Below are 11,788 nucleotides of genomic sequence, written 5' to 3'. Positions count from 1 at the left end.
TTTGAGGCGGGTCTCAGACCGGGAGAGGTTTTGTTGACGCCCACGTTGGTTGGGGCGGGAGGGATTGTTGGGGCGTGGCTGCGCAGCCTCGAGAGCGTTTCGCCGTCGCAGGCGGCGATCTCGCGCTCCTCGACATCCTCCGCGGTGGGCCCGATCGCGAGATTGCCGAAGATGGTGCGGAACAGCACCACGCCCTTGGTGCGCTCGCTGGGGACCGGCAGGACGATGGCGTTCACGAGCGCTGCGGCGGGCTTGTCGAAGACCACGAACTGTCCGCGCCGTGGCCTGATCGAGAAGGGCGAGGGCCGGGCGATCTCCTCGACGATGTCGCCGAAATTCCCCGCGGCGTTGATGACGATCCGCGCCGAGACTTCGCCCACGGCCGTATCGAGGCGCCAGCGGCCTTGCGCGAAGCGCCCGCCGCGGACTTCCGCATTGCGCCGGATCGACGCGCCATGCGCCAGCGCCTGGTGGGCATAGGCGAGCGGCGTCGACCAGGGATCGATCACGTGCTCGCGCGGCACCGCGACAGCGCCCAGTGCGGCGGCGGAAAGCTGGGGCTCCCGCCGCCTGACCCCGGCGGCATCGATCAGCGCCACGTCGGTGACGCCGTTCAAGCGCGCCCTCGCGGCAATCTCTTCGAGCTTGCCGAGCTCCGCCTCGCTCCAGGCCACCACCAGCGCGCCGGTCTCGAGTAGCGGCAGGTTCAGCCTGGCGCGGATCGCCAGGAACTCGTCGTGGCCCGCCTGCATGCAGGCCAGCTCGAGGCTGCCGGGCGGCGCGTCGAAGCCGGTATGCAGCAGCGCGCTGTTGCCCTTGGAGGCGCCGGAGAGAATGTCCGCCCCTCGCTCGAGCAGGATGCATCCGAGGCCGGCCATGGCCATGCGCCGGAGGATCGCGAGACCCACCACGCCGCCGCCAATCACCGCAACCTCGAAATGCCCGGTCATGTCCTGCCGATGGCTCCGCCCGCCGGCGGGTTTTCCGCCGCGGTCTGAAACTCTATTGCCAAGCCGGGAGGGCCTCTGTAAAGATTCATTCAGAAAAAAACAGGGGGAGGAATGCTGCCGCATAATCCTGGCGGCCAGCCCGCCTCGGCAGCAACGGGAAGGACGCGCCGGTGATCAAGACCTATGTCAGGTGGGTCGATGCCATCTCGGAGAAGGTCGGCGCCGTCGCCATGGCCCTGATCGTGGTGATGATCGGCGTGCTGCTTCTCGACGCCGTCACCCGCAACGTCATCCGCATGCCGCTCCACTGGTGCATCGAGTTCGCGCAGTTCACCCTCGCCGCCTATTACTTCATGGGCGGCCCGGTGACGCTGAAGAACGAGAACCACGTCCGCATGGACCTGATCTACAGCCACCTCTCCAGCCGCGGCCGGCACTGGGTCGACCTCGTCACCATGGTCTGCCTGATGTTCTACCTCATGGTTCTGCTGATCGGCAGCATCTCGAGCCTCAATTACGCGATCGCCACCAACGAGACGCGCTTCTCGATCTGGAACCCCTCGATGATACCCATCAAGGCCCTCATGGTGGCCTGCCTCGTGCTCATGGTGCTGCAGACTGTGTCGCTCGCCTTCAAGCATGTCTATGCGCTGAAGGGAGAGCCGATCACATGAGCTACGAGATGATCGCCCTGTCGATGTTCGGCATGATGATGCTCATGCTGCTCACCGGCCAGCGGGTGTTCGCGGCGATCGGCTTCGTGGCTTCGGGCGCGGCCCTGCTGCTTTACGGCAACGGCGCCATCGAAATGCCGTTCAGCCAAGTGTTCAAGCTGTTCAACTGGTTCCCGATGCTGACGTTGCCCCTGTTCATCTACATGGGCTACATCCTCTCGGAGTCAGGCATCGCCGAAGACCTGTACAAGATGCTGCATGTCTGGTTCGGCAAGCTGCGCGGCGGCCTCGCCATCGGCACGATCCTGCTGATGGTGGTCATTTCCGCCATGAACGGGCTGTCGGTCGCCGGCATGGCGATCGGCGCCACCATCGCGCTGCCGGAGATGCTGCGGCGCGGCTACGACAAGGTGATGATCACCGGCGTGGTGCAGGGCGGCTCCTCGCTCGGCATCCTCATCCCGCCCAGCGTGGTGCTGGTGCTCTACGGCATGATCGCGCGCCAGCCCGTTGGGCAGCTGTGGCTTGCCGGCGTCATACCCGGCCTCATCATGGCCGGGGTGTTCGTCCTCTACATCATGCTGCGCTGCCGCCTCAATCCGTCGCTGGCGCCCATCGTCGAGGACGAGGAACTGAAGATGCCGTTTTCGGAGAAGCTGCGGCTCCTCCGCGCCGGCATCATCCCATTTCTCATCTTCTTCTTCATGACGGGGCTGTTCGTCTTCGGCTACACGAGCCTGGTCGAGAGCTCCGCCGTCGGCGCCACCGCGGCGACGCTCGCCGCGGCCTTCAAGGGGCGGCTCACCTGGCCGCTCCTGGTCAGCACTTCGCGCCAGACGCTCGAGGTCTCCGCCATGTTCCTCTGGCTCATCCTGGCCGCACTCGCCTTCGGCGCCGTGTTCGACGGGCTGGGCGCTGCGCGGGCGCTGGAGAATGTCTTCGTCGGGCAGCTCCAGCTCGAGCCATGGATGATCCTGAGCCTGATGATGGCGACCTTCATCATCCTCGGCGTCTTCCTCGATGACACCGCAATGCTGGTGATCGTGGCGCCGCTCTACATCCCGCTGGTGAAGATACTCGGCTACGATCTCATCTGGTTCGGCGTGCTCTACACGATCACCTGCCAGATCGCCTACATCACCCCGCCCTTCGGCTACAATCTCTTCCTGATGCGGGCGCTGGCGCCGAAGGAGGTGACGCTGGTCGACATCTACCGCTCCATCTGGCCCTTCGTGATCATGATGGTCGGCGTGATCGTGCTGCTCGGCTTCTTCCCCGGCCTGGCCCTCTGGCTGCCCAACTACGTCTACAGCAAGTGACTTCCAAAGAAACGTGCAGGGAACGTGAACACGAAGGCAAGAAGGAGACTGACATGACGATCCAGAAGAAGACCGACCCGGCTGCGGACAAGATTCTCGCGAGCCGCCGCTCGATGCTGAAGAAGATGGGCGCGGGCACCGCCGCGCTCGCGGCCTCGACGGTTGCGGCCCCGGCCATCGTCCGCGCCCAGGCCCCGATCAAGTGGCGCCTGCAGACCTATTCGGGCGCGCCGCTCGGCGCGCATGTGATCAAGCCGCAGATCGACGCCTTCAACGCCGCCGCCAACGGCGAGATGGAGATCGAGCTCTATTATGCCGACCAGCTCGTGCCGACGGCCGAACTGTTCCGCGCGCTGCAGAACGGCACGCTCGACGCCGTGCAGTCCGACGAGGCCACCATGGCCTCGCCGGTCGACATCTCGGTGTTCGGCGGCTATTTCCCCTTCGCCACCCGCTACAGCCTCGATGTGCCCGCCCTGTTCCGCTATTACGGGCTGAAGGAGATCTGGGAAGAGGCCTACAGCGAGGTCGAGAACGTCAAGTGGCTGTCCTGCGGGGCCTGGGACCCGCTGCACATCTTCACCAAGGAGCCGATCCGCAGCCTCGCGGACATGAACGGCAAGCGCGTGTTCGGCGTGCCGACGGCGGGCAAGTTCCTCGCCCGGTACGGCCTCGTGCCGGTCACCGTGCCGTGGGACAACGTCGAGGTGGCGCTGCAGACGGGCGAGCTCGACGGCGTTGCCTGGTGCGGCTTCACCGAGGCCTATGAAGTGGGCTGGGCCGACGTCTGCAACTACGCGCTCACCAACAGCATCACCGGCGCCTGGTTCGGCAGCTACTTCGCCAACACCGCCTCCTGGGAGAAGGTGCCGGCGCATCTCAAGGAGCTGTTCCTGATCACCATCGACCAGTCGCACTACTATCGCGCCGTCTGGTACTGGGGCGGCGAGGCGAAGCTGCGCGTCGAAGGCAAGAAGATGGAGCTCACCTCCCTGCCCGCCAACGAGTGGGCGCAGGTCACCACGGACGCCAAGGGCTTCTGGGACGAGGTCGCCGCCTCGAGCCCGCGCTCGGCCAAGGTGGTGCAGGCCTTCAAGACCTATGCCGAAACCATGGAAAAGGCCGGCTACCCCTACCGCTGAGCATCGGCGAGGAACACGCGGAGAGCGGCCGGCCCTGCCGGCCGCTCTTTCCATGTCTTGAGCTTGGCTCATGCGAGCCCGTCGTGCTAATCGGGCGCGGATGGTGCGCCGCCACTACGATCTTCCCTCGCTCAACGCGCTTGCCGCCTTCGAGGCGGCGGCACGGCACCAGAGCCTCACGCGGGCGGCGGCGGAGCTCAACGTCACGCCGGGTGCGGTCTCCAAGCAGGTGAAGCAGCTCGAGGAGGAGGTGGGGCGGCCGCTGTTCGTCAGGCTTCATCGCGCCCTCGAACTCACGCCGGAAGGCCGCGCCGTCTATGAAAGCCTGAAGGACGCCTTCGAGAGGGTGTCGGGCACGATCCGCCAGGTGGGGCGCATGGGCAGCCCGCGCGCCGTGTCGATCGGCACCACCATGGCCTTCGCCCAGCTCTGGCTGATGCCGCGGCTCGGCGATTTCTGGACGGCGCACCAGGACATCGTCATCGACCACATCATCTCGGACCGGGCTCGGGAGCTCAGCCGTTCCGGCGTCGATCTCCACGTGCGCTACGGCGACGGCGAGTGGCCGGAGGAAGAATCCGCGCTGCTCTTCGGCGACCGGATCGTCGCCGTGGCCTCGCCGGGCTTCCTGGCCCGCAACCCTGTCTCCGGCGTGCAGGACCTCTCGGCCCTGCCGCTGCTCTCGGTCGAGGGCGTGGACTGGACTTGGACCACCTGGGCCGAGTTCCTCAAGGCGCAGGGCGCCCCGCACCGCAAGCTCAGCGTCCGCCGCTTCAACAGCTACGTCATCGCGCTCCAGGCGGCGCAGGCCGGGCAGGGCGTGGCGCTGGGCTGGCTGAGCCTCGTCAGGCCGCTCATCGCGCGCAAGCTTCTCGCGCAGGCGAGCGGGGCCGAGATCGAGGCGCCACAGTCCTTCTACGTCACCTGGCCGGCGCGCCACAAGCCGCGGCGCGAGGCGGAGGTGCTGCGCGACTGGCTCATCGCCCAGGCCCGTTGAGAATTTCTCAAGCGAGCCCGGCAAAAGCCTCGCTTGAACCGGCCTGCCGGACGGGGCTCAATAACTCACCGCCGAGAAGGAGACCCGCCATGACCGACACCACCCTCACTCCCGCCTCACCCGCACCGGCGCGCCGCGGCGGCGGCCGCGAGGGACGCCGGGCGCTTCGCGCAGCACCCATGGCCTCCTTCCCGACGCTGGTTCGCGAGATCCCCGTCTACAATCTCGTTCCGGACGAGGCGGTGGAGCTGATCCACGAGGAGTCGATGAGGATCCTCGAGGAGGTCGGCTGCGAATTCCGCGACGACGAGGCGCTGGCCATGTGGCAGGCGGCCGGGGCGGACGTCTCCGGCACCCGCGTCAGGATCGACCGCGCGCTGCTGATGGAGCTCGTCTCGAAGGTTCCTCCCGAATTCACGCTCAACGCCAGGAACCCCGCGCGCACGGTGAAGGTCGGAGGCCGCAACACCGTCTTCGTTCCCATGTATGGCGCGCCCTACGTGCGCGACCTCGAGAACCATCGCCGCTACGGCTCGCTCGAGGACCTCAACAACTTCCACAAGCTCGCCTACATGCTGCCAGCGCTGCACTCCTCGAGCTCGATCTGCTGCGAGCCGATGGAGATCCCGGTGCCGAAGCGCCACCTCCACATCATCCACTCGGCGCTGAAGCATTCGGACAAGCCGTTCATGGGCATCGTCACCTCGAAGGAGCGTGCGGAGGACGTGATGAAGATGGCGGGCATCGTGTTCGGCGAGGACTACGTGAAGGACAACACCGTCCTCGTCTCGATCACCAACTGCAATTCGCCGCTGGTGTGGGATTCGACCATGCTCGACGCGATGAAGGTCTATGCGCGTCACAACCAGCCGCTGATCCTCGCCCCTTTCGCGCTGTGCGGCGCCTCGACCGCGGCGTCCGCCGTCGGCGCGGTGGCGCAGGTCAATGCCGAGGCGCTGGCGGGCGTTGCCTTCACCCAGCTCGTGCGGCCCGGCTCGCCCCAGATCTACGGCCAGTTCATGGTGACGGTGGACATGAAGTCCGGCGCCCCGATGGGCGGCACGCCGGAGGCGGCGCAGATGATGTTCCTGATGGGCCAGCTCGCCCGCAAGTACCGCCTGCCCTGGCGCACCTCGGGATTCCATGTCGGCTCCAAGCTCAACGACGCGCAGGCGGGCTACGAGGCCAACATGCTGATGCATGCGGCCATCCTCTCCGGGGCAAACTATGTCTGGCACGTGGCGGGCTGGCTCGAGGCTGGCCTGTGCTGCGGCTACTCGAAGTTCGTCACCGACGCCGAACAGCTCGTCGGCTGGTACAAGTACGCGGGCGGCCTCTCCTTCGCCGACTTCAAGGAAGCGATGGCGGCGGTGCGCGAGGTGGGCCCTGCCGGGCACTTCCTCGGCACGCAGCACACGCTCGAGCATTTCGAGAAGGCGTTCTTCATTCCCTCGATCATGGATTTCAATTCCTTCGAGCAATGGTCGGCGGAAGGTGCCAAGGACCATGACACGCGCGGCCGCGAGAAGGCGCGCGCGATGCTCAACGCCTATGAGGAGCCGAAGCTCGAGGACGGCATCGCCGAGGGCCTGAGGGACTTCATCGCGCGGCGCGAGGAGCAGCTGCCGAACAGCGTGAACTGAGCACCGGCCGCCAGCAATTCCGTTGACTTGTTACTTGGCTTCAAGTAGCCTTGCTTGGTTTCGTGCATAATTCGCTCATCGCGTGTTGACGCAGAACCCCCACAGCCCTGCCGGGACGGCATCGTGACGGGACGCCAGCGCATGCACCAGTATCGAGGTTCAGATCTTCCGGGCAGAGCCGCGGCGCCGTGAGCGCCGGCGGCTTCGGCTGCCCCCGCCTCGCGGCGAAACAGCACGGAAGCTTCAGATATCCCATATTCCCGCGGAGAAACATCCATGAGGACGCCTCTCATCCTGAGCGTGTCGCTGCTTCTGCTCGCCGGCGCCGGTGCCGCCGCCGCGCAGGAAGACGACGCCAAGCTGATCAAGAGTGCCGAGTCCGCAGCCCCACAGGCACTGAGTTCGCAGGCCGCGATCTACGCCATGAACGACAAGGGCGAGATGCGCACGCTGCGCGAAGGCACGAACGGCTGGTGGTGCATGCCGGACAGCCCGGCGACGCCCGGGCCGGACCCGATGTGCGGCGACGCCAATTCCATGGAATGGGCGATGGCGTGGATCTCCAAGAAGGAGCCGCCCAAGGGCAAGGTGGGCTTCATGTACATGCTGGAAGGCGGCACCGACGCCAGCAACACCGACCCCTATGCGACCGCGCCTGCCGAGGGCAACAACTGGATCAAGACGGGCCCCCACGTGATGGTGGTGAACGGCATGGACGTGATGGCGGGCTATCCCGACAAGGCCGATCCCGACACCAGCCAGCCCTATGTCATGTGGCCGGGCACGCCCTACGCGCATCTGATGATCCCGGTGAAGTGAGACGCCGGGCGGCCGGGCACCGCTTCCGGCCGCCTCAATGGCGCGCGCCGTTGCGGCATGATAGAAGCGGCGGATGCTCGTTGATTATGTGACGTCCGCGCTCGCCACGCTGCTGGTCGTGGCCGATCCCCTGCTGATGAGCGCACTGTTCCTCGGCATCACCCATGGCATGACGGCGGATCACCGCCGCCAGGTGGCCCTCAGGGGAACGATCATCGCCTTCGCGATCCTGCTGGCGGCGGGGCTTGGCGGCGCCAAGCTGCTCGACCTTTTGGGCATCTCGCTGTCTGCCTTCCGCATCGCGGGTGGCCTGCTCCTTCTATCCGCGGCGGCCGAGATGGTGTTCGACCGGCGGAGCGAACGGCTCAAGGCCACGGCGGAGCAGGCGATCACCGTCGATCACGTCAAGAACATCGCGGCCTTTCCGCTCGCCATTCCGCTGATGGCGGGGCCCGGCGCCATCACGGCGATGATCCTGCTCGCCGGGCGGGCGGAGGGGCGCGCCGAGTATCTGGTGGCGCTCTACGGGGTCGCCGCGCTGGTGATGGCGGCCTGCTTCGTCTGCTTCCTGCTGGCTGAGCGGATCTCGCGCCTGATGGGCATCACCGGCCGCGCGGTGACCTCGCGGCTCCTCGGCATCATCCTCGCGGCACTCGCCGTGCAGTTCGTGATCGACGGCGTGGGCGCCATCACCCCCTGGACGCATTGAGCCGCGGCAAGACCCGCGTGGCGATGAAGCCGAAGGCGACGAGCACGGCGGAAACCAGCGCCCAGACCGCCACCACCAGCCATTCGCCGATCCCGGTGCCGGCGGAGGCGAGCCAGGACGCCCATTCGATGAGCAGCGGATCGGCCGGGATGAGGTCGGCGTTGCTCGCCATCAGGTTCCCGGCGACGCTGACCAGGCCATGGGCGATCCAGGCCAAGAGCGACCACAGCGCGATCACAGCACCCGTCACAAGCCATACGAGGGTCTTCATCGCTCGGTCTCCATCAGGTGCTCGCGGAGCAGGTTCAGGTTGCGCTGGTTGGCCTTGAAGGCCATGTCGAAGAGGAAGCCGATGAAGGGAATGGCGCCCAGCAGCGTATCGGCGGCGATGTTGAGGCCCATGCGCGCGAGGAGCCGCGCCGGCGCCCCATGGCGGAGCGCTTCGGCCACGACATAGAGCGACATGCCTGTGCCGACGAGGCTGCCAACGCCGGGAACGAGGCTCAGCAGGCCGTCGGCCCCCACGGTGCGGCCGGTGCCGGGAATGCGTACCGCCGAATCGGTGAACCACGCGAGCCATTCGAGGCGCTCGAGCGTGCCCTGCGGCGTCAGGTCGATGGTGATCGTGGGGCTGGTCATGTCCAGTTCCTTCTCCCAGATTGCGGCGCAAGCTTCCGCGCCTTCAAGGTGGAAGAGTCCGACATCGCAGCCGGCAAGGCTGCCAGAGGGGCCCGGACCCAGTGGTCATCATGTAGGGGGCGTCGTGTCCGCGACAAGGGCGGGAAGGTTAAATCAAGGTCAGAAAAAGAGGGGTGAAAGGCGGCGGTGCCGCCCTCCACCCCCAATTGGCGCCGGAATGCCGGCCGGCCAACACGCAACGAGTGCTCTTCACTTGAGAATGGGAGGACCCAAGAAAGACGTTTGCGTTGCAAGATGCTTTGCAAGTGCAGTGCCAAGCGGCCGACCACCGGCGTGGACGTGACAACCCCTTGATTTCATTGGAGGCGGACGAGAAGGCGCAAAAGGCGCGTGGCGCGCCAGTGCCCAGACAGTGTGCACTGCAGCGCAAAGAAAGGCATCATTGCCGCTCAAACCGGGGAATGAACTTCCAGCCAGCGGGCGAAACGGCCGAGCGCCTCTTCGAGCTTCCGGGTGTCCTTCAGGTAGCACATGCGCAGGAATCCCTCGCCCCCGGGACCGAAAGTGCTGCCCGGCGCGAAACCCACCTTCGCCTCGTCGATCAGGCGGCGCACCGTGGCGGCGCTGTCCGTCATGCCCTCGATACTGAAGAACAGGTAGAAGGCGCCGGGCGGCACTTCGAAGGAGATGCCGGGGAGGCCGCGGAGCCTGTCCACGGCGAGGTCACGGCAGCGGCGCGCCGCCGCCACCTGTTCGGCCAGGAACGGATCCCCTTCTTCGAGTGCTGCCACGCAGCCGCGCTGCAGGAAGGCGGGCGTGCCGCTGGTGTTGACCTGGATGATGCGCTCGATCGCCGGCCCGAGTGCCCGCGGCGCCTGCAGCCAGCCCACGCGCCAGCCCGTCATCGCCCAGTTCTTGGAGAAGGTGTTGGCGAGCAGCAGCCGCTCCTCGTCCTCGCAGATGTCGAGGAAGGATGGCGCGCGCGTCTCGCCCTTCCCGCCGTAGTAGAACCGCGCATAGACCTCGTCGGCGAGGATCCAGATGCCCCGCCTCCGGCAGAAGTCGCGGATCGCGGTGAGTTCCTCGAGACTCGCCGTCCAGCCGACCGGGTTCGAGGGGGAATTGAGCGCGATGGCGCGGGTGCGCGGCGTCACGGCGTCGAACAGGCAGTCGAGGTCGAGCGTCCAGCGGCCGTTGGCGAAATCCATCGGCACCTCGACCGGCCGCGAGCCGAGGATGCGCAGCGCGCCTGCGTAGTTCGGCCACGCCGGGGTGGGGATGACGATCTCCTCGCCGTCGCCTGCCACCATCTGCACGATCGTCTGGATCGCCTGCATGCCGCCCGAGGTGACGAAGAAGTTCTCGACGTCGAAGCTGCGCCCGAAGACGCGCGCGTGGTAGCGCACGAGCGCCTGGCGCAGTTCCGGAAGCCCACGCTGCCAGGTGTAGAAGGTCTCGCCCCTCAGCAGGGCCTCGGCGGCGGGTCGTGCGAATGCCTCGGGCGTGGGGGCCGTGCCTTCACCCGACCAGAGCGGGATGACGCCGGGCACGGTGAAGCCATGCATCGCCGCCTTGACGATGCCGCTGTCCGGCTCGTCGCGGGCCTGGGGCGTGATGGCGGCGAGAACCTGTTCGGGTCTGAACGCTGGAATCATGATCATGCTCAAACCAAAAACAAGCCCGGGTGTCCAGCACCCGGGCTTGCCTCGCAGTCTGGTGGGCTCAGAGGGCGGCTCTGGACTTCAGCGTGTCGCGGATGTCGGCGAGCAGCTCCTCCGTGCGGTTGGGCGGCGGCGGCGGCAGCGGCGGCTCCGCCCGGCGCATCCGGTTTGAAACCTTTACGAGCTGGAAGAGCACGAAGGCCACGATCAGGAAGTTGATGACAACGGTCAGGAAGGCGCCATAGGCGAGCACGGCCCCCTGCTTCTGCGCCTCGGCCAACGTGCTGGCGGTGATGCCCGAGGTGAGCGGCAGGAAATAGTCGTTGAAGTTCAGCCCTCCCAGCAGCGCGCCGATGATCGGGTTGATGAGGAAAGTGACGATGCCGTCGACGATCCGGCTGAAGGCGGCGCCGATGATCACGCCGATCGCGAGATCGAAGGCGTTGCCCTTGAAGGCGAATGACTTGAATTCACTCCACATGATCTGTTCCCCCGATGCTGCTGGCGGCACTCCGGCCGATGGCGTTGCGCTTTCACCCCACGTTGACTATCGAATAGGCCGGATGATCCGGCAACGCACATTCTATCCCGAAATCCAGCCCTACAACAGCGGCCGACTTCGCGTGTCGCCGTTGCATGAAATCCATTTCGAGGAATGCGGCAACCCGCAGGGCAAACCCGCCCTGGTGCTCCATGGCGGGCCGGGCGGCGGCATCTCGCCCTTTCTCCGGCAGATGCACGATCCCGGGGCTTATCGCATCGTGCTGTTCGACCAGCGCGGCTGCGGCCAGTCGACGCCCCACGCCGAGCTTTCGGAGAACACCACCTGGGATCTCGTGTCCGACATCGAGAAGCTCCGCCGCCATCTCGGCATCGCCCGCTGGCAGGTGGTGGGCGGCTCGTGGGGCTCGAGCCTGGCGCTCGCCTATGCCGAGACCCATCCCGACCGCGTCAGCGAGCTCATCCTGCGCGGCATCTTCACCCTGAGGCGGAGCGAGATCCGCTGGTTCTACCAGGAAGGCGCGGACCAGATCTTCCCCGATGCATGGGAGGAGTTCGTGGCGCCCATTCCAGAGGCAGAGCGCCACGATCTCGTCTCGGCCTACTACCGGCGCCTCACCGGGCCGGACGATGCCGAGCAGCTCCTCTGCGCGCGCGCCTGGAGCCGCTGGGGGGGCGCCACCCTCTCGCTGCTCCCCAACGAGAAGAGGGTCAGCGATTTCGGATCGGACCGG

General features: G+C 66.5%; 13 protein-coding genes. 8 read left to right on the top strand and 5 right to left on the bottom strand.

Going from position 1 to position 11,788, the window contains the following annotated elements:
• Positions 1-950: NAD(P)/FAD-dependent oxidoreductase (locus tag ACK4HL_RS20080; protein WP_409764531.1), on the bottom strand; the 950-nt coding region annotated here is incomplete at its 3' end.
• A 170-nt stretch (positions 951-1,120) separates the two neighbouring features.
• On the opposite strand from ACK4HL_RS20080, the gene ACK4HL_RS20075 reads away from it, so the two are divergent.
• The 7 genes from ACK4HL_RS20075 (at position 1,121) to ACK4HL_RS20045 (ending at position 8,253) form a co-directional block, all read left to right on the top strand.
• The gene (locus tag ACK4HL_RS20075) at positions 1,121-1,624 is read left to right on the top strand and encodes a TRAP transporter small permease subunit (protein ID WP_409764528.1); all 504 of its coding nucleotides are present in this window, start codon (positions 1,121-1,123) and stop codon (positions 1,622-1,624) included.
• The gene (locus ACK4HL_RS20070) at positions 1,621-2,943 is read left to right on the top strand and encodes a TRAP transporter large permease subunit (RefSeq protein WP_409764525.1); all 1,323 of its coding nucleotides are present in this window, start codon (positions 1,621-1,623) and stop codon (positions 2,941-2,943) included. Before ACK4HL_RS20075 ends, ACK4HL_RS20070 begins: the two co-directional genes overlap by 4 nt.
• 53 nt (positions 2,944-2,996) lie before the next feature.
• A complete protein-coding gene (locus ACK4HL_RS20065) occupies positions 2,997-4,085 on the top strand; it encodes a C4-dicarboxylate ABC transporter (RefSeq protein ID WP_409764522.1) in 1,089 nt (362 codons plus the stop codon).
• 100 nt (positions 4,086-4,185) lie between these two features.
• Complete coding sequence (locus ACK4HL_RS20060) at positions 4,186-5,082, top strand: LysR substrate-binding domain-containing protein (RefSeq protein ID WP_409764518.1); 897 nt, start codon at positions 4,186-4,188, stop codon at positions 5,080-5,082.
• Between the two features lie 89 nt (positions 5,083-5,171).
• Positions 5,172-6,725 carry a trimethylamine methyltransferase family protein gene (locus ACK4HL_RS20055; protein ID WP_409764515.1) on the top strand — a complete coding sequence of 518 codons (1,554 nt, stop codon included), beginning with the start codon at positions 5,172-5,174 and terminating at the stop codon, positions 6,723-6,725.
• A 276-nt stretch (positions 6,726-7,001) separates the two neighbouring features.
• Complete coding sequence (locus ACK4HL_RS20050) at positions 7,002-7,544, top strand: hypothetical protein (RefSeq protein ID WP_409764512.1); 543 nt, start codon at positions 7,002-7,004, stop codon at positions 7,542-7,544.
• A gap of 73 nt (positions 7,545-7,617) precedes the next feature.
• Positions 7,618-8,253: a MarC family protein gene (locus ACK4HL_RS20045; RefSeq protein ID WP_409764509.1), complete on the top strand. Its 636-nt coding sequence runs from the start codon at positions 7,618-7,620 to the stop codon at positions 8,251-8,253.
• On the opposite strand, the gene ACK4HL_RS20040 is transcribed toward ACK4HL_RS20045, so the two are convergent.
• The 4 genes from ACK4HL_RS20040 to mscL all read right to left on the bottom strand — a co-directional run bounded on the left by ACK4HL_RS20040 (position 8,234) and on the right by mscL (position 11,034).
• Entirely contained in the window at positions 8,234-8,524 is a 291-nt protein-coding gene (locus ACK4HL_RS20040; protein ID WP_409764506.1) for a hypothetical protein, read from the bottom strand. The two genes, ACK4HL_RS20045 and ACK4HL_RS20040, sit on opposite strands and share 20 nt — an antisense overlap.
• Positions 8,521-8,892: a DUF4112 domain-containing protein gene (locus ACK4HL_RS20035; RefSeq protein ID WP_409764503.1), complete on the bottom strand. Its 372-nt coding sequence runs from the start codon at positions 8,890-8,892 to the stop codon at positions 8,521-8,523. The genes ACK4HL_RS20040 and ACK4HL_RS20035 overlap by 4 nt, the downstream gene beginning before the upstream one ends.
• A gap of 449 nt (positions 8,893-9,341) precedes the next feature.
• A complete protein-coding gene (locus ACK4HL_RS20030) occupies positions 9,342-10,547 on the bottom strand; it encodes a pyridoxal phosphate-dependent aminotransferase (RefSeq protein WP_409764500.1) in 1,206 nt (401 codons plus the stop codon).
• 67 nt (positions 10,548-10,614) lie between these two features.
• The gene (gene mscL, locus ACK4HL_RS20025; RefSeq protein ID WP_409764497.1) at positions 10,615-11,034 is read right to left on the bottom strand and encodes a large conductance mechanosensitive channel protein MscL; all 420 of its coding nucleotides are present in this window, start codon (positions 11,032-11,034) and stop codon (positions 10,615-10,617) included.
• An 85-nt stretch (positions 11,035-11,119) separates the two neighbouring features.
• Between mscL and pip the strand changes: the two genes are divergently transcribed.
• A partial coding sequence (pip, locus tag ACK4HL_RS20020) for a prolyl aminopeptidase (RefSeq protein ID WP_409764534.1) occupies positions 11,120-11,788 on the top strand: 669 nt, incomplete at its 3' end.

The organism is Aestuariivirga sp., assembly GCF_046294715.1.
Classification (GTDB): Bacteria; Pseudomonadota; Alphaproteobacteria; order Rhizobiales; family Aestuariivirgaceae; genus Aestuariivirga.
This window is presented reverse-complemented; position numbering and strand designations above follow the sequence as displayed.